This is a genomic window from Pseudoalteromonas sp. CnMc7-15 (assembly GCF_022347925.1).
GTDB lineage: Bacteria > Pseudomonadota > Gammaproteobacteria > Enterobacterales > Alteromonadaceae > Pseudoalteromonas > Pseudoalteromonas ruthenica.
The window spans coordinates 283513-307211 of the sequence record NZ_JAKRFT010000004.1 but is presented as its reverse complement, the minus strand read 5'-3'; the positions used below and the strand labels follow the sequence as shown (position 1 = coordinate 307211).

At 46.8% G+C, this 23699-nt stretch carries 23 protein-coding genes; 16 read left to right on the top strand and 7 right to left on the bottom strand.

Annotated features, from left to right (window positions below):
* Nucleotides 1–12: 12 nt before the first annotated feature.
* Nucleotides 13–666 (bottom strand): OmpW family outer membrane protein, encoded by a 654-nt coding sequence (locus MHM95_RS11870; protein WP_022945282.1) that lies wholly within the window; start codon nucleotides 664–666, stop codon nucleotides 13–15.
* Between the two features lie 246 nt (nucleotides 667–912).
* On the opposite strand from MHM95_RS11870, the gene dapE reads away from it, so the two are divergent.
* Entirely contained in the window at nucleotides 913–2082 is a 1170-nt protein-coding gene (dapE, locus tag MHM95_RS11865; protein WP_138588783.1) for a succinyl-diaminopimelate desuccinylase, read from the top strand.
* 321 nt (nucleotides 2083–2403) lie between these two features.
* Here dapE and MHM95_RS11860 read toward each other — a convergent pair whose 3' ends face one another.
* Nucleotides 2404–4146, bottom strand: a complete 1743-nt coding sequence (locus MHM95_RS11860) for a lysophospholipid acyltransferase family protein (protein WP_239385360.1) — start codon at nucleotides 4144–4146, stop codon at nucleotides 2404–2406.
* A 136-nt stretch (nucleotides 4147–4282) separates the two neighbouring features.
* On the opposite strand from MHM95_RS11860, the gene MHM95_RS11855 reads away from it, so the two are divergent.
* Nucleotides 4283–5206 (top strand): glyoxylate/hydroxypyruvate reductase A, encoded by a 924-nt coding sequence (locus tag MHM95_RS11855; protein WP_239385359.1) that lies wholly within the window; start codon nucleotides 4283–4285, stop codon nucleotides 5204–5206.
* Between the two features lie 319 nt (nucleotides 5207–5525).
* On the opposite strand, the gene smrA is transcribed toward MHM95_RS11855, so the two are convergent.
* From smrA to MHM95_RS11840, 3 genes are all read right to left on the bottom strand, one after another.
* On the bottom strand, nucleotides 5526–6119 hold the full coding sequence (smrA, locus tag MHM95_RS11850) for a DNA endonuclease SmrA (RefSeq protein WP_053910275.1): 594 nt from the start codon (nucleotides 6117–6119) through the stop codon (nucleotides 5526–5528).
* Between the two features lie 113 nt (nucleotides 6120–6232).
* Entirely contained in the window at nucleotides 6233–6457 is a 225-nt protein-coding gene (locus tag MHM95_RS11845) for a hypothetical protein (RefSeq protein ID WP_231658063.1), read from the bottom strand.
* Between the two features lie 115 nt (nucleotides 6458–6572).
* Entirely contained in the window at nucleotides 6573–6998 is a 426-nt protein-coding gene (locus MHM95_RS11840; protein WP_239348340.1) for a hypothetical protein, read from the bottom strand.
* A gap of 165 nt (nucleotides 6999–7163) precedes the next feature.
* Between MHM95_RS11840 and MHM95_RS11835 the strand changes: the two genes are divergently transcribed.
* Nucleotides 7164–7547, top strand: a complete 384-nt coding sequence (locus MHM95_RS11835; protein WP_022945274.1) for a response regulator — start codon at nucleotides 7164–7166, stop codon at nucleotides 7545–7547.
* A gap of 65 nt (nucleotides 7548–7612) precedes the next feature.
* On the opposite strand, the gene rpsT is transcribed toward MHM95_RS11835, so the two are convergent.
* On the bottom strand, nucleotides 7613–7873 hold the full coding sequence (rpsT, locus tag MHM95_RS11830) for a 30S ribosomal protein S20 (RefSeq protein WP_022945273.1): 261 nt from the start codon (nucleotides 7871–7873) through the stop codon (nucleotides 7613–7615).
* Between the two features lie 325 nt (nucleotides 7874–8198).
* Between rpsT and murJ the strand changes: the two genes are divergently transcribed.
* The 13 genes from murJ to MHM95_RS11765 all read left to right on the top strand — a co-directional run bounded on the left by murJ (nucleotide 8199) and on the right by MHM95_RS11765 (nucleotide 22881).
* The gene (gene murJ, locus MHM95_RS11825) at nucleotides 8199–9779 is read left to right on the top strand and encodes a murein biosynthesis integral membrane protein MurJ (RefSeq protein ID WP_343224303.1); all 1581 of its coding nucleotides are present in this window, start codon (nucleotides 8199–8201) and stop codon (nucleotides 9777–9779) included.
* Between the two features lie 61 nt (nucleotides 9780–9840).
* On the top strand, nucleotides 9841–10794 hold the full coding sequence (gene ribF, locus MHM95_RS11820) for a bifunctional riboflavin kinase/FAD synthetase (protein ID WP_045978216.1): 954 nt from the start codon (nucleotides 9841–9843) through the stop codon (nucleotides 10792–10794).
* 21 nt (nucleotides 10795–10815) lie between these two features.
* Nucleotides 10816–13638: an isoleucine--tRNA ligase gene (gene ileS, locus MHM95_RS11815; RefSeq protein ID WP_239385358.1), complete on the top strand. Its 2823-nt coding sequence runs from the start codon at nucleotides 10816–10818 to the stop codon at nucleotides 13636–13638.
* Nucleotides 13639–13658: 20 nt separating this feature from the next.
* The gene (lspA, locus tag MHM95_RS11810; protein ID WP_022945269.1) at nucleotides 13659–14156 is read left to right on the top strand and encodes a signal peptidase II; all 498 of its coding nucleotides are present in this window, start codon (nucleotides 13659–13661) and stop codon (nucleotides 14154–14156) included.
* Nucleotides 14149–14592, top strand: a complete 444-nt coding sequence (gene fkpB, locus MHM95_RS11805) for an FKBP-type peptidyl-prolyl cis-trans isomerase (RefSeq protein WP_239385357.1) — start codon at nucleotides 14149–14151, stop codon at nucleotides 14590–14592. Before lspA ends, fkpB begins: the two co-directional genes overlap by 8 nt.
* Nucleotides 14589–15518, top strand: coding sequence for a 4-hydroxy-3-methylbut-2-enyl diphosphate reductase (gene ispH, locus MHM95_RS11800; protein WP_239385356.1), 930 nt, complete (start codon nucleotides 14589–14591; stop codon nucleotides 15516–15518). Before fkpB ends, ispH begins: the two co-directional genes overlap by 4 nt.
* Nucleotides 15519–15535: 17 nt before the next feature.
* Entirely contained in the window at nucleotides 15536–16585 is a 1050-nt protein-coding gene (locus MHM95_RS18885) for a histidine kinase (protein ID WP_022945266.1), read from the top strand.
* On the top strand, nucleotides 16566–17282 hold the full coding sequence (locus MHM95_RS11790) for a LytTR family DNA-binding domain-containing protein (RefSeq protein WP_239385355.1): 717 nt from the start codon (nucleotides 16566–16568) through the stop codon (nucleotides 17280–17282). The genes MHM95_RS18885 and MHM95_RS11790 overlap by 20 nt, the downstream gene beginning before the upstream one ends.
* 107 nt (nucleotides 17283–17389) lie before the next feature.
* Nucleotides 17390–17947, top strand: coding sequence for a type IV pilus modification protein PilV (pilV, locus tag MHM95_RS11785; protein ID WP_022945264.1), 558 nt, complete (start codon nucleotides 17390–17392; stop codon nucleotides 17945–17947).
* A gap of 2 nt (nucleotides 17948–17949) precedes the next feature.
* Entirely contained in the window at nucleotides 17950–18957 is a 1008-nt protein-coding gene (locus MHM95_RS11780; protein ID WP_239385354.1) for a PilW family protein, read from the top strand.
* Nucleotides 18945–19424 carry a pilus assembly protein PilX gene (locus MHM95_RS11775; RefSeq protein ID WP_239385353.1) on the top strand — a complete coding sequence of 160 codons (480 nt, stop codon included), beginning with the start codon at nucleotides 18945–18947 and terminating at the stop codon, nucleotides 19422–19424. Before MHM95_RS11780 ends, MHM95_RS11775 begins: the two co-directional genes overlap by 13 nt.
* Nucleotides 19425–19442: 18 nt before the next feature.
* On the top strand, nucleotides 19443–22478 hold the full coding sequence (locus MHM95_RS18880) for a PilC/PilY family type IV pilus protein (RefSeq protein ID WP_239385352.1): 3036 nt from the start codon (nucleotides 19443–19445) through the stop codon (nucleotides 22476–22478).
* Nucleotides 22468–22881 (top strand): type IV pilin protein, encoded by a 414-nt coding sequence (locus tag MHM95_RS11765; RefSeq protein ID WP_022945260.1) that lies wholly within the window; start codon nucleotides 22468–22470, stop codon nucleotides 22879–22881. The genes MHM95_RS18880 and MHM95_RS11765 overlap by 11 nt, the downstream gene beginning before the upstream one ends.
* 47 nt (nucleotides 22882–22928) lie before the next feature.
* Here MHM95_RS11765 and MHM95_RS11760 read toward each other — a convergent pair whose 3' ends face one another.
* Nucleotides 22929–23456, bottom strand: a complete 528-nt coding sequence (locus MHM95_RS11760; protein ID WP_022945259.1) for a GspH/FimT family pseudopilin — start codon at nucleotides 23454–23456, stop codon at nucleotides 22929–22931.
* Nucleotides 23457–23699: the final 243 nt, after the last annotated feature.

The following is a 23699-nucleotide window of genomic DNA, read 5'->3' as shown; positions in this document are numbered from 1 at the left end:
CGTGAATCGGTATTAGAAGGTGTAACGCACACCTAGCATCGCCACAACAGGGTCAATTTTGACATCAACGGTCAGCGCTTTCTGGCCGTTTGCATATACACTGGCATCGCTATCAATGTCCATGTAGCTCACCATACCGTGTAAACCCCAGTGCTTGTCGAATGCATAGTTAAAGCCAACTTGAGCGGCCAAACCAACTGAGTCGTCAAGCTTGAGTTCAACATCATCAGTCCCTAACGTGGTTTTTAAGTCTTGGCTTGCTTGCTCATCAAAAAATACCGTGTAGTTTACGCCGGCACCCACAAAGGCACGGAACTTATCACCTGCTTGGCCAAAGTGGTATTGACCTAATAGCGTGGGTGGAAGGTGCTTAATGTTACCAATTTTCGCACCTTCAAGGCCAAGGCGACCATTAACATCATGGCTAAATGGCGTGGCGGCGATAAGTTCAATGGTCCAATTGTCATTGAGTGCATAATCGAACGTGAGACCAAGCTGAGTATCATCGTCGGCGTTAAGCCCTAAGGTTGGGGCTTCGTTAATTTTAGACACTTCACTATCAGGGTTTACGTTGATAGCGCCAACGTTAACACTTAGGTTAGCGTGAGCGTATGAAGAGGTGCCAAGGAAAAGGCCAATTAGAGCTGCGCTGAGTGTTTTTTTCATCATCATATTCCTGTTCGATACATCGGAAAAGCTTTGCTGTTGGCGCCATTATCACTACTTAAGAAAAATAAAAACTGTTCTAGATCAAGCTTTGCCTCAGGTACGCTGCAGAGCGATTAAAAACCTTGATTTAGATTAAACTTTTATCCATTTCATGCACACAAAGGAGAGTTCATAAGCTGACATTAAGATGTCATATGAGCAGGTTGTAATAGCTTTACCAACAGCTGCAACAGGGCAGGCGTTATGCAATTGAACACATCGCAACAACAACGCGTTAATCAAGATAATGTCGTTTCATATTTACAACAGCTTATTCGGTTTCGCTCCATTACCCCTGAGCAAGGTGGGGCTATCAATTGGTTACAACAACAGCTGCAACAGCGTGGTTTTAATTGTCATGTATTCACCTGTCATGGTGTCACGAACCTTGTTGCCGATTGCTACTTTGGTCCAGGCGCCAAGTTTGCCTTTTGTGGCCATATCGATGTTGTACCTGCTGATGCATCGCGGTGGCATGTTGATCCCTTTGCTGCTGAGATAATCAATGGTGAAATTATTGGCCGAGGAGCCGCTGATATGAAAGGCGGCGTCGCAGCAATGTTGGAAGCGACCGATAGGGTGCTCATGCAAAGCCCAACACAGGGGCACTTTTATTGGTTGATCACCTCTGATGAGGAAGGTGAGGCACTTTATGGCAGTGCGGAAATAGCTAACTACCTCGCCGCCCAAGGTAAACATCTTGATGTCTGCCTAGTGGGTGAGCCCACAGCCGATAAACGCGTTGGCGATACCATCAAAAATGGCCGCCGTGGTGCGCTTTCAGCACGTATTGAAGTTCTTGGTAAAGCCGGGCATGTGGCTTACCCCGAGCACAGTGTGAATGCCGCACATTTGGCTGCTCAGATGAGCATGGCTTTGCAACAAATAGATTGGCAAAAAGATATTGAAGGGTCGAAAACAACATTACAAATAACTGGCCTCACAGTCCCTAACAGTTTAGATAATTTGGTGCCAGCCAGCTGCTTTATAGAGTTTAATGTGCGTTATAGTCATGGTTATCGTAGTGAAAGCGTTAAACGCTTAATCACCGCTGCCTTGGCGCCTTGGCAGCAACATACGACAATTAGTTGGCAGCGTCCCTGTGAGCCTTATTACACGGCGGGTGGGGGAGCGTACGACCTGCTCGCAGCGTTGGAAGAAGCTATTTACCAAAGCACTCAGAGTTACCCGCAACTGAGTACCAGTGGCGGCACCTCTGATGGGCGCTTTTTTGCCAGTGCTGACACCCAAGTGGTCGAATGCGGTGTACGTAACCACACCATACATCAAGACAATGAGCGTGTGGCTGTGAGTGATTTAGCTAAGATCACCGAAATTTACGAGCGCACATTGGCGCATTTTTTCACTAAATAACACAAGTGAGTCATGAAAAAGCCGGCATACGCCGGCTTTTTTTGGTTGGGAGTTGGTTAGGGTCTGTTGACCTTTCAAGTTCGTTTTTGCAGCAGTTTGATTGGGTTTTATACAAGGCAGAGGCTGCGTGGCATAGTTATTCTATGTGAGCCAGCCGATAACACAGTAGAAAAGCCAATCAAGCGCTGCCGAACGATTCTTTTGAGCGCACTTTTCTCATTGTTGCTCGATATTCGCTTAGATTACTAGGCCACACATCGAGCGCCGCGATAAAAGCACGCTCAAACAGAACAAAAATAGAACAGCAAAGATCAACAGACCCTAATCAATATTGCAGGTGCGCTTAATGAGGGTTTCGTTGTTAAGGTAACGGCGCGCCTTTTTTTCTTTTAGCTTTGCCATATCTACCAGCACTAGGCCATCAATACAGTTGTTGAAGTCGGGGTCCACACTGAAGCTTAAAAATGAGACGCCCTGAGGTTGGCAAAGTTCAGTGTATTGTTTGAAGAGTGTTGGGACTTGTGCTCCCATGTTGGCAAGCACGTGTTTTAACTCTGCAAAGTCAGCTTTTGCATCACTGCCATTAAACAAACGTTGGCACTGCTCTTTTACACATTCACTGTATTTAAACTCATGTTTAGCCGTTGCCAACGGCTGTTGCTGAGCGTAGTAATGCTGATAATAATAAACTAACAGCTCTTTGGCATTTTGAGGCAGCGCATTGGATAAACTGACCGCCCCAAATAAATAGCGATATTGCGGGTAGCGACTAATAAACGCACCAATACCAAACCATAAGTAATCGAGGCTTTTGCGGCCCCAGTACTTGGGTTGCACAAAGCTTCTGCCAAGTTCGATGCCAGCACCGAAGTAAGGCGCCATATCGTCTTGGTAGTTAAACAAACTGTCCGTGTATAACCCTTGGCGTCCGTGTTTGGCAATAATGTCATCGGCACATGCAAGGCGGTAAGAGCCCACGAGCTCTAGCTGTTTAGGATCCCATAGAATGAGGTGGTGATAGTCCATGTCATATTTATCGATATCACGGCGGCGACCACTGCCTTCGCCGACAGCGCGAAAGGCAATTTCGCGAAGGCGTCCGAGCTCACGAAATAGCGGTGAACTGCCTTGGTAATTATATAAGTAGATTTGCATGCCATCTTGGGTTTCTCCCAGGCGCTCGCATTCACCGAGCGCCCCTACTAAGGCTTGGCGGCACTCGGCGTGGGCAATGGGAGCTTGGGTTTTTAAGAGTTCAGGCTTTTTAGTTCCCAATCTATACAGCTGCTTACGAATAAGCCGGCTGATCTCTTTGTCATTAAGGTTATCAATAAGGTAAGACTTCGGCGGAATGGCAGTGCCTATTTCGAACTCCAGCGACTTTTGCCGTTGCTTAAACATTTCTTGTACCAATAACAAGGTGGCAAGCGGCTTGTAAATCATCGACGTGCCGTAAAACAGCGGACTATTCTTAGCTTTTACTAAAATCGGTAAGATAGCCGCATTGGCCTTTTTGGCTATACGCAGGTAGCCATTGTTCCACTTGCAGTCTTTAACGCCTGTTGGGCGTAGCCGCGACACTTCGCCAGCAGGGAAAATTAACAAGGCTCCTTCAGCTTTAAGGTGCTGATGAATGGCATTGAGTTCTTGCTTGCGGCTGTTGCCAGACATGTTATCAACCGGCAGTAGTAATGAGTGCATTGGCGTTACACTCATCAACAAACGGTTGGCAACAACACGGATATCTGGGCGTACGCGAGCTAGCACGCTTATCAGTGCCAAGCCATCCAATGAGCCAATCGGGTGATTCGCGATAATCACGAGGCGGCCTTCGCTTGGGATATTATCCAACTGTGATGAGCTAAAGCGAGCACTGAAGTCCAGCTCTTCGAGCACTTGCTCGATAAACTCTAATCCTTGTAGGTGAGGATAGGTATCGGCAAAAGCAACAAACTCTTGTTCGTGTAATAAATAGCCCAGCCCTTTCTTTACCAGGCCTTTTACTTTTGGTGAGTTGGCAAGACTCGGTAAGTTATCTTCAACCACTTTATCAATACTGATCATATTACCACCCTTTGGTAATGAGGTTAGCCACAGGGTAAGAATTAACCATGACATCAAAGTGTAAAATAGATGACAGTTTCAAGACGACATCGGGTTGTGGGATACTGAGGAAAACTATCGCTGTGATGGAGATAATATGAGTTTATTAGTGGCAATTGCGAACAGAAATACAGATAAGCTGCAGAGCATGCTTAAACAGCAACTGGGTGAGCAGCAAGTACAAGTATGGCCTGATATTGAGGATGCTGCAGCGATTGATATGGTGCTTGGCTGGCAGGTACCGGCTGAGGTGTTTAGTGCTTTGCCAAATCTAAAAGCGGTGTCTTCTTTTGGTGCCGGTGTCGACGGCCTTAACCTGGATGCCATTGCAGATCATGTGTCGGTCACGCGTATTGTTGATAATGAGCTGGCAGCAGATATGGCTGAATACGTATTAACTCAAGTGCTGCTGCATAAATCTCATATGCCTCGTTATTGGCGCCAACAAAGTAGCAAACAATGGCGAGCGAAGCGGGTGCGCGCGCACAATCGCGTCGGCCTGCTCGGGTACGGTCAGCTTGGTAGCGCTATTGCGCAGCGTTTAGCGGCTAATGGCTTTACTATCAAAGCGTGGTCGAACTCAGAAAAACCTGACACAGCGACGGTGACACACTTTTGCGGTGATAGCGGCCTAAACGAGATGCTTGCGCATGTCGACTTTTTGGTTTGTATACTGCCTTTGACTGCAAAGACCCGCAATATAATTGATGCTGAGCTGTTGGCAAAACTGCCTGCGCATGCGGTATTAATTAATGTTGGCAGAGGAGAGCATGTTTGTGAAAGTGCATTACAAACCGCACTATCAAAACACACTTTAGGCGGTGCCACCCTTGATGTGTTTCGCCAAGAACCTTTGCCAGAGGAAAGCCCTTTATGGCACCAAGAAAACCTCATTTTGACCCCGCATTGCAGTGCGCTTAGCCGCATTGAAACGGTTGTTGAGCAAGTGGTCGACAACTATCAACGCTTGCAGTCTGGGCAAACATTAAAGCACCTTATTAGCCGCGAACGAGCTTATTAAGTTGTTTTAATAGGAACTAAACACTGTGTAAGTAAACAGCTTGTTAAGTTTTAGTCAGTTGCTATAGTAAACATGCTACATGCTTGATGTATAAAAAAAATAACAAGTTAGGCTATTTTATTAGCCGCAACCTTTATAGGAAGCGCTATGAAACATAATCAAGGCGGAGCTAAGCTCAGCTATGTGTTGTTTTGGGTTGCTTTGCTGGGACTCGCAGCTTGGTTCAACCAAGCCAATGCCATGCCGCTGTAAAGCTCCTATTTGTAACTGACATTCGACGGACAAAATGCCGAAGCCTAGGGTTTCGGCATTTTTATTTTCAGCGTTTAGCGTGGCGTTCGCGGTTTTCCAATTTCTTATCTGCACTTTTCTTTAATAGCACGTAGGTTGCGCCAAGGCCGCCATGGGGCTTCAACGCACTGTGGCAGGCAAGTACACAGGACAATTGTTTGAGCCAATGATTGACGTAGCTTTTGAGCAGCCCTTTTTGGGATTGATTACGCTCCCCAGTGCCGTGACGCACTAACAATACGCGAATGTTACGCTGGTGGCAGTCGCTCACCGTTTCATACAGTGCCTGGCGTGCCTGAAGCAGTGATTGACCGTGCAAGTCGAGTGTGGCGTCAACGCCGTATTTTCCTAAGCGAAGGTTTTTGTACACGCCGTCTTGTACACCATCTTTTTTGTAGGCGATAAAATCGAGTGGGTCAATCAAGTCAATGTATTCGGTGCTGAGGATGTTGTCATCTAACTCTGCATCTAACTGCGCCGCCAAACGTTTGTGTTGTTGCGCGAGGGTGGGCGTGGTGTGCGGTTCGAAGTAGCTTACCTTATCGTTTTGCTTGAGCGGCGTTACATCCTCCATTAGCTCTGCGAAAAGATCCGAGTCTGGGCTTTTATGAGACGCTGTCATGATGACCTCGCTTACATGGTTACTACTAGCTTTATACTAGCCCAATATACGGTGTCAGTACTATGATGATCACTCTCGATAGTACTGACTGCGTATTTTTAAACCAATTCAAGCTAAACCGATGGGCCACTGATGCGCTGTGTGTACACCTTAAATAAATAAAACGTATTAATTAAAACCAGGGAGATGTTAGTCAGTCCATTGGGGGTTACTAATTGTTGCGCATGCACAAAAAATAACAGACCAATCGCTACACTTGCGCCAATGCGCAGTAAGCGTCCATGACTAATAAAAAATGCGCCAATAGCCAGTGCTCCAAGCAAAATCTGAATTCCCAAGTTGACGTCCAAGGTGTATCGCTCCACAACGTGATGGTTAAAAAAGGAGCGCTATTATGCGAACGTGAAGGCCCTTAAGCAAGCGAAAAAATATATCTTTTTCGGATAAGTTTTTCTAACTTGAAAAAAGATGCACTAAGACTGCAAAAAAACCTTCTTGTTTGATGATTTCATAGCGATGACAAGTATCTGCTTGCGTGCGATCTCGGCATAAGTACATGGCCTTGTTGGCGTCTATGGATTGCAGGTAAAGCTCTGAATCTACGAGTGTTGGGCCCCCAAGTAGGGTGGGCACATAAATGCTACTGGCCACTAACCCCAGCTTTTGATAAGTGATCAACTGAGGTTTTGGCATCAGCATAAATATTGCCAGCAGCGCTAATAACGTAAATAAAATAATTTGGCCTAACTTACCTTTTGGTTTAGTGCGCTGAGGAGCTCCTTGGCGCGACTGCTCATCCTGCTGTGCTTGGCGCTGCGAGGCGTTATCTGCCGAAGAGGGCGGCCGCTTAATTCTTTTTGGCGTCGCTGCTTGCTTCAAGAGTGAATGCTTTTTAGTTTTTTTTACCATAACGCTCTACACACAGGTTTACTTGGCCTAAACTATATAGGACTCTATAATATAAACGTTTTTTTAGTATAGCGTGGCTAGGGCTGGAAGTTAACTTAAACACCAGTGGCTAAGGCGCAAATTAGGGAAGGTCCAATGGATGAGGATATAGCGATTTTAATCGTGGATGATGTGGGTACGGTGCGTAGCTTTTTACATCAAACGTTAATGCATTTAGGCATTGAAAATGTAGATGAGGCGGCAAACGCTGCGCAATGCATGTCTGCGTGCGCGAACAAAGAGTACGATATTATCTTTCTCGACATCGAATTGCCTGACGGCGATGGCAAAGACATGATTGCAGACATAAATAGTCAGCTCCCCGAGGCCAATGTGGTTATGGTCAGCGCTCACTCAACAATTGATAATGTTAAGGACGCAATTGATAAAGGCGCTAAGGGGTTTGTGGTTAAGCCGTTTTCGCCAAAGAAAATAGCAGCCATGCTGAAAAAGTTTTACCCCAACATGGAATTTGTCTGATTTCTTGAATTATAGGCATAAAAAAACCGGCTAATGCCGGTTTTTTGCGTTATCAAAAAACTAAATTATAGTGCTTTGATTTTCGCTGCAAGACGGCTCTTATGGCGAGCAGCCTTGTTTTTATGGATTAGACCCTTAGTCGCGTAACGGTCTAGGATAGGTGTTGCTTGTGCGAAAGCAGCTTGTGCCGCTTCTTTGTCGCCAGCTTCAATAGCAGCAGATACTTTTTTGAAGTATGTACGCATCATTGAACGACGGCTTGCGTTGTGCTGACGGCGTTTTTCGCTCGTTACAGCGCGTTTCTTTGCAGACTTGATGTTAGCCAAGGTTTGCTCCTAACAATCTTAAATAAAGCTTATATTTAAAGGCCGTGGACTATGCCCTCTTTTTTCCAATTTGTCAATCAAATTAACAAAAGACAAAGCAAACTGCGGGAGTAACGAATCGCCAATGGCTACCGGGAGACACATATATACAGTGCAAAGTTGGGTTAACGCACTATATACCCAAATAAATGATTGGTCTGTTATTGCAGTTTAGGCCTCTGACCTCGGCGGATTATAGCAAAGCTATTAGGCAACCACCAGCGCTGTATTCGCTGCCTATTTGTTGGCATAATGCCGCCATTATCGTTTGCCTCAGTGAGGATATGTGGCTAACAGTTTATTTCGTTCTGGCATGATAGTCAGCGCCATGACCATGATATCGCGCGTACTGGGCTTAGTGCGTGACGCCGTTGTGGCAAACCTTTTAGGAGCTAATGCGGCTGCCGACGTATTCTTATTTGCTAATCGCATTCCCAATTTTTTACGCCGTTTATTCGCAGAAGGGGCCTTTGCCCAAGCTTTTGTGCCAGTGCTCAGTGAAATCAAGGAGCAGCAAGGTGATGATGCCGTGCGCTTATTTGTGGCGCGGGCGGCAGGCACCTTAGGCACTATCTTGTTGGTGGTGACCATTGTTGGCGTGATAGGTTCGCCCATAATCGCCGCACTGTTTGGTGCTGGGTGGTTTGTTGATTGGTACCAAGGCACAGGTGAGGGCGATAAATTTATTTTAGCCTCGGCGCTGTTGAAGTGGACCTTCCCGTATTTATTTTTTGTTTCGCTGGTCGCGCTCAGTGGCGCCATATTGAATGTGTATAACCGCTTCGCGGTGGCGGCCTTCACCCCGGTGCTGTTGAACGTTGCCATTATCAGCAGCGCTATATACTTGCATCAGTATGTCAGCATTGGAGCTTACGCTTTAGCTATCGGTGTGTTCATTGGTGGGGCGGTGCAATTAGCCTTTCAGCTACCGTTTTTATACCGCGCCAAAATGTTAGTGAAGCCACGATGGGGGTGGCAAGACCCTGGCGTGGTCAAAGTGCGAAAACTGATGATCCCAGCGTTATTCGGTGTATCGGTGTCGCAAATCAACCTCTTTCTCGATACCGTGATTGCCTCTTTTTTGGTGACAGGCTCCATCGCCTGGTTGTACTACGCGGACAGGCTCATTGAATTTCCTTTAGGTTTATTCGGCATTGGCATTGCTACGGTGATTTTACCGACCTTATCTAAACTCCACGCCGGTGATAAGGGATCTGATTTTCAGCACACCTTAGATTGGGGAGTGCGTTTTGTTATCTTTCTAGGGTTGCCTGCCATGCTAGGACTGATGGTAATAAGCCCGTTGATTATTACCGTGTTATTTGACCACGGTGCGTTCGCAAGCGCTGAGGTGGATCATGTTCGCGCAGTGTCCTTGGGCGTGGCCGCCTATGCCGTTGGTCTGGTCAGTTTTATGCTGATTAAAGTATTAGCGCCGGGCTTTTACGCTCGTCAGGATACCCGCACTCCGGTGCGCATCGGCATTATCGCCATGGTTTTGAATATGGTATTTAACTTACTGCTCGCCCCGTTTATTGGGTATTTGGGTCTTGCGCTGGCCACCGCACTCTCTGCGACTTGTAACGCCCTATTGTTATATCGACAGCTGGCTAAAGAGCAGGTCTATCATTTTTCAAAAACCAGTGTCATCTTTACTGGCAAATGCTTATTTGCTACTGCCTGTATGGGGGCGGCGGTGTATGCTTTACAAAGCCAGTTTATGTGGCAGCAATGGCCTTTTTATGAGCAAATCGCTTTGTTGGCAGGGCTGATTTTTGTGGCGATGAGTTGTTACTTTGGCGTGCTATTCATTATGGGTGTGCGCCCAAGTATGATAAAAAACGCGGCAACTACTGAATCACATTAAAAAAAAGATTATAATCGAGCACTTTCGTCAGTCGTAGTGCGTAAAACAAGGCCTTTTAGAAATGGAGCTGATACGCGGGATCCACAATATTCGAAGCCAACATCATGGCTGTGTACTCACCATAGGCAATTTTGATGGTGTGCACCTGGGTCATCGAGAGGTGATAAAAGGTTTATTGCGTGATGCTAGCGCGCTGAACTTACCCAGCACCGTGATGTTATTTGAGCCGCAGCCGCAAGAGTTCTTTTTAAAAGAACGGGCTCCGGCACGCTTGACTCGACTACGTGATAAGCTTGCCTTACTCGCTAAACTGGGCGTGGAGCGGGTGGTCTGCGTGAGCTTTAATGGCCGCTTTGCCAGCCAAAGTGCAGCTGAATTTGTTAGCGAAGTATTGCTTAAAAAGCTTGGCGTCAAAGCACTCACTGTGGGCGACGACTTCCGCTTTGGTAAAGGCCGCAGTGGAGATTTCTCGTTGCTCAAGGCCATGGGTGAAACAGCCGGTATGGCGGTGAAAAGCACCGAGAGTTTTAAAAAGGCCAATGCGCGAGTCAGCAGTACGGCTATTCGTGAAGCGCTCAGAGCCGGTGACTTAGAGCTGGCTAAAGCGATGCTGGGTCACGATTACGCCATTAGCGGACGCGTGATTCACGGTTGGAAAAAAGGCCGAGAGCTTGGCTTTCCAACGGCCAATGTGGCCCTGAAGCGGCAAGTTTGTCCGCTCAGCGGTGTCTTTGCGGTGCAAGCCAAAGTGGGTACGCACACTTATAACGGCGTCGCGAATGTGGGCAATAAGCCCACCTTTAACGGTACCCGAGCCTTGTTGGAAGTACACTTGTTTGACTTCCAGCAAAGCATCTATGGGCAATTTATCGAAGTGCAGCTTAAAGCGAAGCTGCGCGATGAACACAAATTCAATGGTCTTGATGCCTTGGTGGCGCAAATTAATCAAGATATTATCGAGGCCAAACAGTTTTTTACTTTATCGACTACCGCAGATGTCAGCGGCGGTCTGTAGCCGGAACGGAAAGTAGGATTAATGAGCGACTATAAACATACCTTAAATTTACCGGAAACTGAGTTTCCCATGCGCGGCAACCTGGCCAAACGCGAACCAACCATGCTTAAGCAATGGTACGAGCAAGACTTGTACGGCAAAATTCGTGCAGCAAAAAAAGGTAAGCCGTCTTTCATTTTGCATGATGGCCCTCCTTATGCGAACGGTAACATTCACTTAGGTCACTCTGTTAATAAAATCCTTAAAGACATTATTATCAAGTCTAAGACGCTTTCAGATTATGATGCGCCTTATATTCCCGGCTGGGATTGTCACGGGCTACCGATCGAGCTGATGGTAGAAAAGAAAGTCGGTAAGCCAGGCAAAAAAGTGTCGGTAGCGGAATTTCGCCAAAAATGTCGTGAGTATGCGGCGAAACAGGTAGACGGCCAAAAAGCTGACTTCAAACGCTTAGGTGTGTTAGGGGATTGGGATAAGCCTTACCTAACAATGAACTATGATTTCGAAGCCAATGCCATTCGTACCCTAGGTCGCATTATCGATAAAGGTCACCTGCATAAAGGGGCGAAACCGGTGCACTGGTGTACCGACTGTGGTTCAGCGTTGGCGGAAGCCGAAGTGGAGTACCAGGATAAACAGTCACCGGCTATTGATGTGAAATTTACCTTCGTCGATCAACAGGCCATTGTTAGCGCCTTTGATTTGGCTGAGGGCCATCAAGGAAATGGTCCAGTAGCCACGGCGATTTGGACGACAACGCCATGGACTCTACCGGCGAACCGCGCCGTTGCCGTGCATGAGAATTTGGAATATGCCCTAGTGCAGGTCGAAGATGAAGGTCAGCAGCAGCGTTTTGTACTGGGCTCAGAGTTGGTCAAAGACTGCATGGACCGCTTCGGCTTTAAGCACTATCACACTTTGGGTTATGTTAAAGGTGAAGCGCTTGATAAACTGAGCGTTGCGCATCCGTTCCTCGATATCAATGTACCTGTTATTTTGGCTGATCACGTGACCACCGACTCAGGTACGGGCATTGTTCATACCGCGCCAGGCCACGGTCAAGAAGACTATGTTGCAGGCCAAGCGTACGGCTTAGAAGTGGCCAATCCAGTGGGTGCAAACGGCGTTTATTTGCCAGACACCCCTATTTTTGCTGGTCAGCATGTATTTAAAGCCAACCCTAATGTGATTGAGCTGTTACAAGAGAAAGGCGCGTTGTTGCATCACCACGCCCTTGAGCATAGCTACCCGCATTGCTGGCGTCACAAAACCCCCATTATTTTCCGCGCCACACCGCAGTGGTTTATTTCAATGGACAAAGCCGGCCTGCGTAAAGACTCTATTGCCGAAATTAAAAAGACTCAATGGTTACCAGGATGGGGTGAAAGCCGCATTGAAAATATGGTTGAGGGGCGCCCGGATTGGTGTATTTCGCGTCAGCGTACTTGGGGTGTACCTATTGCCTTGTTCGTAGATAAAGACACCGGTGATTTGCACCCTAACAGCGCAGAATTGATTGAACAAGCTGCGCAGCTAGTAGAAAAAGACGGTATCCAGGCGTGGTACGACTTAGAGCCGCACACCTTATTAGGTGATGATGCTGAGCAGTACGTGAAGGTACAAGATACTTTAGATGTGTGGTTTGATTCTGGCGTAACCCATGCCTGCGTGATTGATGCACGTGACGAATTGACGCGTCCTGCCGATCTTTACCTTGAGGGTTCAGATCAACACCGTGGTTGGTTTATGTCATCACTGATGACCAGTGTGGCAATTCATGGTCACGCGCCATATCGCCAAGTAATGACCCACGGCTTCACGGTGGATGAAAAAGGCCGCAAGATGTCAAAGTCTTTGGGCAATGTTATCTCACCGCAAGACGTGATGAATAAAATGGGCGCGGATATTTTGCGTCTATGGGTGGCTTCGAGTGACTTCACCGCAGAGATGACCGTGTCTGATGAGATCTTTAAGCGCTCGGCGGACCGTTATCGTCGTATCCGAAATACCAGCCGCTACTTGTTAGCCAACCTCAATGGTTTTAATCCTGAGACTGACCTTGTTGAGGTGGCAGAGATGGTTGAACTAGACCGCTGGATTGTCTCTCGCGCTGCCAGTTTACAAGAAGAGCTCATTAAGGCTTATGACGAGTATCAGTTGCTATTAGTAACGCAAAAACTGATGAACTTCTGCACCGGAGAGCTCGGCTCATTCTACCTGGATGTGATTAAAGACCGTCAGTACACGGCAAAGGCTGATTCTCATGCGCGTCGTTCGTGTCAGAGTGCGCTGTACCATATTGCCGAGGCTATGACCCGCTGGATGGCGCCAATTCTGAGCTTTACTGCGCAGGAAATTTGGCAGGCACTGCCCGGTGAGCGCGAAGAGTTTGTCTTTACCGGACAGTGGTATAACGGCCTTCAGGCGGTATCAGGTAAGTTCACTGATGAGCAGTGGCAACACGTATTAGAAGTGCGTGATGCAGTGAACAGAGTACTGGAAAATGCTCGTAAAGAAGACATTATCGGTGCCACCTTGCAAGCTGAGGTAACGCTTTATGCCGACGATACGTTAAAAGCAACACTGGATGCCCTGGGTGAAGAGCTGCGCTTTGTGTTGTTAACATCAAAAGTAACGGTGCAAGCGCTCAGTACTAAACCAGCAGAGATTGCGGATTCAGAGCTGTCAGGGCTTGGCGTACAAGTGGTGGCGACCTCGGCGAGCAAATGTGAGCGCTGTTGGCATTACTGCGATGATGTAGGCACCCACGATAAGTATGACGATCTGTGTGGGCGTTGCGTAACTAACGTTGAGGGCGATGGCGAAACACGCCAGTTTGCCTAAGCAGTAAGTAAGGAGCGAAGGTGTTAGCAAAGCGAAGTGGGCTTATATGGCTGACGCTTTCAGCGCTGGTTTTAGTGCTCGATTGGGGCACTAAAACTTGGGTTGTCAGCGCTATGTCGTTACGGGAAAGCATTGATGTTTTGCCGTTTTTTAATATTACCTATGTACATAATTATGGTGCCGCATTTAGTTTTCTCAGTGATGCCGGCGGCTGGCAACGGTGGTTCTTAAGTGCTATTGCCGTGACTATCTCGGTGCTGCTGGTATGGTGGCTAAAACGCTTGCCAGCGACCAATAAGCTGCTCGGCAGTGCTTATGCATTGGTGCTCGCGGGAGCACTTGGTAACCTTTACGACCGACTACACTATGGGTATGTTATCGACTTTATCCATGTCTATTATCAGGACTGGCATTATCCCGCGTTTAACATTGCCGATTGCGCCATTTGTATTGGTGCGGCGCTGTTATTATTCGATGCCTTTAAATCCAGCAGTAAAGAGGAGCAGGCCCATGAGTAACATGGTGATCGGTGCCAATTCCGAGGTTGTTTTTCATTTCTCTATCAAGCTCAGCGATGGCTCTGCAGCGGATTCTACTAAAGTGCACGATAAGCCGGCTAAGCTGACCATGGGCGATGGCAGCTTAACGGAAAACTTTGAAAAATGTTTGCTAGGGCTGTCGGCTGGTGATGAGAAAAGCTTTGAACTTGAGCCAGAGGATGCCTTTGGCCAGCCCAACCCTGACAATATTTATCATGTTGATAAAAGCAAATTCGGCAGTGATGCACCGGCTCAAGTCGGTGCCATTATTGCGTTTACTCAGCCCGATGGTACTGAACTTCCTGGTGTTGTTCGCGAAGTGGTTGGCGAGTCGGTCACTATTGACTTTAACCACCCGTTAGCTGGGCAAAAGTTAACCTTTGAAGTGGAAATTTTGGAGGTCACAAACCCATGAAAATAGTGCTTGCTAACCCGCGTGGGTTTTGTGCTGGCGTCGACCGGGCTATCAGTATTGTTGAGCGGGCTTTGGATATTTTTGAGGCGCCAATTTATGTGCGTCATGAAGTCGTGCATAACAAATATGTGGTTAATGGTTTAAAAAACCGAGGTGCCGTGTTTGTTGAAGAGCTGCATCAAGTGCCCGACGACAGTATCGTCATTTTTAGTGCTCACGGCGTCTCCCAAGCTGTGCGTCAAGAGGCCAAGCGTCGCGAGTTAAAAGTATTCGATGCCACCTGTCCGTTAGTCACCAAAGTGCATATGGAAGTGACGCGAGCATCACGCAAAGCGATTGAGTGTATTCTCATTGGTCACCACGGCCACCCTGAGGTAGAAGGTACCATGGGGCAATACGATAATCCCGAAGGCGGGATTTATCTGGTCGAAACTCCAGAGGACGTCGCTCAGCTTGAGGTGAAAAACCCAAGCAACTTGTTCTATTGTAGTCAAACCACGTTATCGGTAGATGATACTGCTGATGTGATTGATGCGCTGCGGGCTAAATTCCCAGATATAGACGGCCCGCGAAAAGACGATATTTGTTATGCCACGCAAAACCGTCAGGATGCAGTGCGAGACTTAGCTGATAAAGTGGATGTGCTGTTAGTGGTGGGTGCCAAAAACAGTTCAAACTCTAATCGGTTGCGAGAGCTTGCCAGTAAGATGGGCACTAAAGCCTACCTTATCGATGATGCCAGCAGCATTGATTCCAGCTGGCTTGAGGGCATTGATTCTGTGGGCGTGACAGCAGGCGCATCAGCACCTGAGGTGTTAGTACAAGAAGTGATTGCTCACTTGCAGTGTGCAGGTGGTGAACAAGTCACGGAAAACCCCGGGCGTGAAGAAGACATCGTGTTTGCTGTACCGGCCGAGCTACGATAGCTAGTATCGAGGTAAGCGTGGAACCAGCATCGCAACCGCACAGCAATCGCTACAGCCTGCTGACCACGCTTTGTCAGACCCGAGGGGTATTAAGTGCCTTGGTCGTAGGGGAGGCATTGGCGCTGATCATTAGCTTTAGCGTCAGTGCGTTGGAAAACTTCTGGGTCGTGTTAGGTCAGGTCAGCCTGCTGGTGCAGTTCATTGTTTCTCTTAGTTTTGCTCTGCTGTATGCGTTGAATGGCATTAGAGCGCAATTAAGTGACAATATCCAAGCTGGTGCAGTGATCGGCACTTTGGTGCTTGTCACTTTCATGACCACTTTATATATCAGTTATTTGGCGCTGTTTGCCGAACAAGCGCCAGTGTGGTTCGTAATTAAAAGCTGCGCCATTAGTGCGTTAGTCGCTGCGCTGTTCGTGCAGTTTATGGCCATTTATAATGAACATGCTAAGGCGCACTCAGCCTACGCCAGTGCTCAATTGGACGCGTTACAAGCGCGTATCCGCCCGCACTTTTTATTCAATACCTTGAACACCATCGCTGAATTAGCGCATCAAGATGCCCATGCTGCAGAGGACTCGGCATTAGCACTGGCATCGTTATCTCGCGCTGCTATGAACGTAGGAAAGCAAAGTACCCTTAACGACGAGCTCCAGTTAGCTCAACGCTATATCGCTCTTGAACAATGGCGCTTTGGCACACGCCTAGCTGTGCAGTGGTCGATTCCTGATACGGTACATAACATTGCTATGCCGTGCTTGACCTTGCAGCCGTTACTAGAAAACGCAGTGTTGCACGGAGTGGAGGCTAGCGCGACCGGCTCGCTGATAGAAGTCGAGGTGTACCTCAGTGAGCAAAGCGCAACGGTGATAGTCAGCAATAGTGTGTCAGCTAACAGCGAGTCAAAACGCAGTCACAACGGCATTGCCTTGGCCAACATCCGCAAACGGCTGGCGATTTTATATCATGGTAGAGCACGATTAAGTCAGCATCGCTTTGACAATCGTTACCGAGTAAAGCTTGTGATCCCAAGAATGGAGTCTTTTAATGAAAGTATTAATCGTTGATGATGAACCGCTCGCCCAAGCCCGCGTCGCTCGCCTACTAGGTACCTACAGGCACATCCATATTGCCGGCTATGCTAGTAGTGGCGCCGAGGCGCTTGAATTGGCTGCGAAAACACAGCCAGATGTTGTCTTTATTGATGTTGAAATGCCGCAAATGAATGGTTTAGAGGCCGCGCAGCAACTCTCCGAACAGTCATTGCCCCCGGCTATCGTGTTTGTTACTGCCCACCCGAACCATGCTCTGGATGCCTTTAAAGTGATGCCTACAGCTTATTTGCTCAAACCACTGGAAGCAGCAGAGCTGGATAAGGTCATCAATAAGCTCGGTCAGCAAAATCGTGCGCAAGTGAACCATAAACAGCGTCAGCAATTGAGCTACAAACTGGGGAACCAGCTAAAAACACTTAGCCTTGATGAAGTGCTTTATGTCGCTCGAGATGGTAAATATACTCAGGCAGTCTGCGAAAGCGCACAAGTGTTATTAGATACAAGCTTAAAAGAGCTAGAGCAGCAATTTCCCACTACATTACTCAGAGTGCACCGAAATACCTTAGTGAACCGCAATAAAGTCACATCGCTCACGCAAAGCCAGCGCCAATACCAAATTTTTCTACAAGGGTGTGAGCAACCGCTGCCAGTGAGCCGTCGTGAAGTGAGCAAAGTCAAAGACTTACTCTATGGTGATAGTTCCCAATAAATGACCGCTCATACCTAATATAGTACCGTTTATTCCTTCCTGGCTTGTTCCTAACTTCAATATCATTATCCTGCCGTTAACAAAAATTAAAACATCAGGTACATTTCATGTCAGGAAGACACTCGCGACAAGCGCATCAATCTGGCTTCACCCTGCTCGAAGCACTGATTGCATTCATTATTCTCACCATCGGCTTATTAGGCACGGTTGCGCTTCAAGCCAAAGCTAAACAAGCCTCATTCGATTCTATGCAGCGCTCTGCGGCACTGGCTTTAGGTGCCGATATCATGCAACGAATTCGTGTAAATGATACGCAGACGATCGCTGCTCTGTACGCGATGACGTTTAATAGCGCCGACCCTATACAAACAATTGATTGCAACAACCAAGTTTGTGGCCCTGCTGAACTCGCTAACTATGACAGAAATCAATGGCTTGCTGCTATCAAAGCGAGAGATAACAGTGGCTCACTAGATGATGCCACAGTCTGTATCAATACCACTGAAACAGATGGCGCTGTGACCGATCGTGTGGAAGTGGAAATCATTATTGCTTGGCGGGGTAGGCAAGAACTTAATGGTGGTGACAACAGCGTTGCCTGTGGAAACTATGGAAATAACCGCCGCTTGGTGAGGTTAACCAGCACAATTCACATGAGAGCGTAACGATGAATAATAGATTTAAGAGACAGCAAGGTTTAACGCTTGTAGAAGTCATGGTGTCGTTGATCGTCGGTGCGGTGATCCTCGCCGGGGTAATGTTTACCTACATTGGTATGAAAGGCACCACGAGAGATACTCTGACTATTGGTGAGTTGCAAGAAACCGGACGTTTAGCTTTGGACATCATGACCGCCGACATAGCGCAAGCCGGTTTTTGGGGGACATTTTACGAATCTAGCTTCACTGCAGCAAACACGACTGTCCCTGCCGCCCCAGCGAATGACTGTCAAAGTGGCCTGAATAATGGCTCTTTCCCTGATGGCAGCACTGTCGAATTTCGATATATTTTTGCGATTACTTCTGCTGGAGGAGCGCAGCTAAACTGTATCGATGACACCATAGCTAATTCTGATATTTTACAAGTCAAGCGCTTGGATGGGCAAAATGTCGCTCCTGGTGCGACTAATGCACAACGCTTTTATTTCTTAGCGGCTCAAAATAGGGCCGAATTTTCTGATAGTCCTGCCGCTGTTCTACCTCGTCCCGATGCAACATTGTGGCCCTACAGCCACCATGTTTACTACGTGCAGGAACAGACCTTTCAAGTTCAGGGGCAAACCCGAGTTATTCCCACTTTGATGCGCAATCGACTAACCACGGGCGCAGGCGGAGCTGCACCTATTCAGTCAGACGTAATTATGGAAGGAGTCGAGAACATTCACTTGTTGTTCGGTTTGGACACCAATGGAGACTCCCGTGTTGATCAATACAGTACGAGTAACACCATGACAGTTGAACAGTGGCAGCAACAAACTGCCAAGGTATTAACTATACAAATTAGTATTTTGGTTCGTTCATTAACGCCAGATCCGGGTTTGAATTTACGAAACCAAACCTACCAACTAGGGGGCACCAATGGGCGTGAATTAACCTTTAACGATGAATTCCGTCGTGCTGTATTCACCTCAACTGTGCAATTACGCAATGTAGGAGAAAATTTGTGGGCTATTTAAAAACTCAGCAAGGGGTCGTGCTCGTGGCTGCCTTGATTATGTTGGTTGCTGTGACAGGGATAGCGGTGACATTAATGAGTAGTTCAAGCATTGATGTTAAAGCCACCAATGCAGCCTTGATTCGTGAAGAAGCAGATCACGAAGTTCTTGGCGAGCAAGAAACGGTGATCGCCGATGAAGTAAACCAAGAAAGTAACAGTGAATTTTTAAACTCTCGAGCTCAAATGCCAGCGTTTGGAAACACCATTACTTTAGCTACAAATGGTGATGCAACCACATTGATGCGTGATCTCAATCCTGGCCCGATGATGTTAAATTGTCCGCGTAAGTTCAACTTTACAGAGGGCATCGTATGTAATTTGGTGGAAGTGCAGACCGCCTATGACTATGGCGCTAAAACACGGCACCAACTTAATCTTCTCAGCGGAATCGCCCAAGAGATGTTAGAAACCAATAAAGCCCGTTGATATTCAAGGATGTAACCTGTGAAATTATTTAAATACAGCGCCATCGCGGCAGCGGTGAGCGTGAGCTCGTTTACAACTTATGCAGATGACACCGATCTTTATCTGAATCGTGATGCAAACTCTGAAGAAAAACCGAAGGTGATGATTGTTTTTGATACTTCAGGGAGTATGGGTTGGAAGTTAGATCCCACTTGTAGGCGTAACTGTGACAAGAAAATGCCCGTCGCAAAACAAGCGATGAAATCGTTAATAGACGCGAACGAGGACGTTGAATTTGGCTTAGCTCGGTTGTACTCGGGGCAAGGTGGTTACATAGTGAAAGGGGTTGGTAGCGACCATAGTCAAATAAAGAGAAAAATCGATAACTTTGATGCTGACGGCTCTACACCTATCTCTGAAACGCTTTACGAAGTATACCGCTATATTCAGGGAGGAAACTTAGACCAAGCTAAAAATGTCAATGGCAGGGATAAAAGTATTGATGATGGGAGCAAGTATACTTCTCCTTTCGCCAGTGACAAAACTAAGCGATGTGATAACTCTGTCAACCTAATTCTTATGACCGATGGTGACCCTACTAGTGACCAAGACAGGGATGCAAAGATAATCTCTGAATATACGGCTAAGTTTAGTACAGCGCCAACTTCCTTACCTGGAGATCCAACTCAACAAACCACCCATGCCAGCTATCTTCATTCTTTAGCTCGGCTCATGCACGGTATCCCCGCAACCGCCAACAATAGTGGCGTTGCTGTTGATGTTTATAAACCAAATGATGATATCAAACACTTTGCGCGTGTTTATACTGTTGGTTTTGGTGATGGGCTGTCAAAAGAAGGCCTTGCAGTTCTTGAGCAAACTGCAGCTTATGGAGGCGGCCAATATAAAAAAGCAGACAGTGCTAGTGAACTCTCCACTGCACTAACACAAACCATTAATAGTATTCGTCAGGTGAGCGATACTTTTGCGTCACCAGCATTTGCCAGTAATAACTTTGATAAAACCCAAAGCCGTGACTCGCTTTATTATGCCATGTTTTACCCTAGTCAGACGGCACAGTGGTCAGGTAATTTGAAGAAGTTGAAGGTCAGTGGTGATAAAGTGGTGGCGACTGGAGGTGCGGAGGCGCTAAATGATAGTGGCGCAATAAAAAAAGGCGTAACCACATTTTGGGCACAGCCTAATACTCCACCTGATGGTGCTAGCATCATTAATGGCGGTGTTAACAGTACTTTGGCTTCCGCCACCACAAGTCGGAAGGTGTTTACTTATCTAAAGGGCGATAAAAAAGACTTCACCTACTCTAATGTTGAAGATGCGTTATCTGAAGAAGATTTACATAAGTATTTTAGCAATGATGGCGCCAAGGCCAGAGCGATGATCAATTGGTCAATAGGTAAAGATGCTCAGGATGAGGATGCAGATGGCAATATCAATGAAATGCGTCAAGCGGTTATGGGCGATCCCCTACACTCAAAGCCTTTGGCTATCGACTATGGTAATGATATTCGTATTTTGCTTGGTACTAACGCCGGCTATGTTCACATGTTCAAGGATAATGAAGCAACAGACAGTGCCAATAACACCGTAGAAGAAAGCTGGGCATTTATACCACAGGAGTTGTTCTCGGTGGTCAAACCTTTGTATAACGACAGTGCCGAAAAAGTCTATGGAATGGATGGCCCTATTTCTTTGTTCTTCGATGATAAAGGACAACCTAATGTAGTCGATGGTGGTGACAGAGTATGGGCATACTTTGCTATGCGCAGAGGGGGGTCTAGCTACTATGCAATGGATATTACGGACCCTGACAACCCGACCTTATTATGGCAAATATCTGATCAAACCCCCGGCTTTGCAGAACTTGGTCAATCTTGGTCTCGTGCAGAGGTGATATACGCCAATATTGATGGTTATAAAGATAAACCATTGCTTGTATTTGGTGCAGGCTATGATACTAACAAAGACAATGTCGCCAGTGGGGCAGATAGTAAGGGCAGAGGTATCTATATTGTTGATGCCGAAACGGGCAAAAAGGTTTGGTCACTCACGCCGCAAAACGGTTTTGCAGGTAATCACAGCATTGTAGCGAATATCGCGTACCTTGACTCCGACTATGATGGCTATGTTGATCGCTTATACGCAGCCGATTTAGGCGGGGATATCTGGCGTGTGGATATGCCTAGTAGCAACCCCACAGACAGTGCTAATCCATGGACTCACCATAAACTCGCCGCGTTAGGTGGCAGTGGCAGCAATCGACGGTTTTTCTATCGCCCAGTCGTGGCAAGAACTTACTTCAGTAAAGTCACTGAGACAACCACTGAGGTAAATGGTCAAAGCAAAACGACGCTCACGCGAAATACCACCCCCTATGAAGCAATACTTATTGGCAGTGGGAACCGTGCATCGCCATTGGATAACACTATTAATGACCGACTGTTTATGGTGCGTGATGAGAACACCTTGACCCAATCTTTCAACGATGGATTACCACAAACCATTAATTTAGGTGATTTACTGGATATTACCGGTGATCCCTTTGCCAATGCTCTTGATGATGAAGAGCAATTTAGGAATCTAGAGCGCAATATTGGTGAAAACTTTAATGGCTGGCAATACCGGATCAGTTCGGGTGAAAAGGCGTTGGCTTCGCCTACAGTAGTCGGAGGAGTTGCTTATTTTCCAACTTTTAAGCCCGCATCTGACGATTCTACAATCAATCAATGCAGTCTAGCACCAGGTAAAGGAGGGGTTTATGCCTTGCATTTGCATTATGGTACCAAAGTTTACAACTGGCGCTACAAAGAAGTCGGAGAATTGGTTCCTGATACACCTACTGTAGTTTGGCAAAAGGATGGAAATAATAAAAGCTCAGGAAAAATAGTACTGCCAAATGGCGTACTTGACCCTAAAGAGCTGGTAGAGCAGGAAGTACCCAGAGACATGGATGGTGATGGCAAAATAGACTTAGTTAAAGCTGGGTTGGGAATTAGCCTCAAAACACAGCAAACGTATATTTACAGACGAGAGGACAACCGTGATGAGTTCTAATCACACTCAAGAGCATGGATTTACATTAATAGAAGTAATGATTGTAGTCGCTATTGTAGGTATTTTGGCCGCAATTGCTTACCCGTCGTATGCCCAGTATGTGCAGCAGTCAGCTCGGGCAGAGGCCCGGGCTGCACTCCTTGATGTTGCCAATCGTCAAGAACAATTTTTTGTAGATAACAGACAGTATACAGCAAACTTAAATGATTTGGGGTTGGCTTCAAGTGACTCTGAATCAGGTCTATATGGGCTAACCGTGGCAGTAAACCCGAATGCGTTTACAGTAACGGCTACGGCAAAGAAAGGGCCTGCTAAGAAAGATGTATGTCAGAGTCTTAGCATTGATGAAGCAGGAGAAAAAAGCGCATCTGGTGCTAGCAAAGAAGAATGTTGGGGGTTGTAGAAAAGCTAACAAAAAAGCCTCATTCTGAGGCTTTTTTACATTTTGTGCTAACTACACTCAGTGGTTGTTTGCCCTTGATAGAGTGCTGTTCCAGACTGGCTTAAGCGCATATCTCTGTTAGACTCTGAGGTGACACCGTGTGGACAGTATGTAAACGTACCTGCCTGAGTGTTACCTACACGGCCCGTTGCGTTGTACACTATGGGGCTTGACCCTGTGTAGCTCAGCAAGTCTTCGCTTATTACTCCTTTCATTACCCTCAACAGCGGCTCATCAGCATCGCGCTGGTTATTATTGTTATTATCGACAAACACAGCAATATCATCATTTGTCCAATCGGTAGAGCACTGACTACCGGAAAGAGGGCAAACGATTACTCTTGACTCAGTTGTTGTCGCTTTGGCGCGAGCAAAAGAAAGGTTTCTTTTTAACTCTTGCAACTGATTTTCTGCTCTATCCTCAGCTAATAACTCTGTCGAGTCGGTAAATGCAATCGCAGCAACTATACCGACAACCCCCATGGTGACCAGCAATTCCAACAAAGTGACACCAGACTGAAATTTACGTAGCTCCATTGTTGTAAAATCCGTGTTTTTTATTTGGAAACAATCATATCATTTTGATTATACATGTCATTAACTTTGTTCTAATGCAAAAATCTCTGTGCCATAGAGTTTGGAATAAGTGGATAGTGTGATCATAATCTACTGATCTAGCTCTCAAATTTTATTGGGTTGCTTACGTATTCTGCGAGCAGATAGTTGCGCTAAATGGGTTAATGATAATGACTTAGTAAAATAGGCTGGTTACTGTTCCTC

Coding starts and splice junctions, on each gene's coding strand:
- MHM95_RS11835 (WP_022945274.1), top strand. CDS start 7,164: ATGGATGAGGATATAGCGATTTTAATCGTGGATGATGTGGGTACGGTG.
- MHM95_RS11760 (WP_022945259.1), bottom strand. CDS start 23,456: ATGGAGCTACGTAAATTTCAGTCTGGTGTCACTTTGTTGGAATTGCTG.
- MHM95_RS11855 (WP_239385359.1), top strand. CDS start 4,283: ATGAGTTTATTAGTGGCAATTGCGAACAGAAATACAGATAAGCTGCAG.
- dapE (WP_138588783.1), top strand. CDS start 913: ATGCAATTGAACACATCGCAACAACAACGCGTTAATCAAGATAATGTC.
- pilV (WP_022945264.1), top strand. CDS start 17,390: ATGTCAGGAAGACACTCGCGACAAGCGCATCAATCTGGCTTCACCCTG.
- ispH (WP_239385356.1), top strand. CDS start 14,589: ATGAAAATAGTGCTTGCTAACCCGCGTGGGTTTTGTGCTGGCGTCGAC.
- MHM95_RS11790 (WP_239385355.1), top strand. CDS start 16,566: ATGAAAGTATTAATCGTTGATGATGAACCGCTCGCCCAAGCCCGCGTC.
- MHM95_RS11860 (WP_239385360.1), bottom strand. CDS start 4,146: ATGATCAGTATTGATAAAGTGGTTGAAGATAACTTACCGAGTCTTGCC.
- MHM95_RS11870 (WP_022945282.1), bottom strand. CDS start 666: ATGAAAAAAACACTCAGCGCAGCTCTAATTGGCCTTTTCCTTGGCACC.
- smrA (WP_053910275.1), bottom strand. CDS start 6,119: ATGACAGCGTCTCATAAAAGCCCAGACTCGGATCTTTTCGCAGAGCTA.
- MHM95_RS11765 (WP_022945260.1), top strand. CDS start 22,468: ATGAGTTCTAATCACACTCAAGAGCATGGATTTACATTAATAGAAGTA.
- MHM95_RS11780 (WP_239385354.1), top strand. CDS start 17,950: ATGAATAATAGATTTAAGAGACAGCAAGGTTTAACGCTTGTAGAAGTC.
- ileS (WP_239385358.1), top strand. CDS start 10,816: ATGAGCGACTATAAACATACCTTAAATTTACCGGAAACTGAGTTTCCC.
- fkpB (WP_239385357.1), top strand. CDS start 14,149: ATGAGTAACATGGTGATCGGTGCCAATTCCGAGGTTGTTTTTCATTTC.
- ribF (WP_045978216.1), top strand. CDS start 9,841: ATGGAGCTGATACGCGGGATCCACAATATTCGAAGCCAACATCATGGC.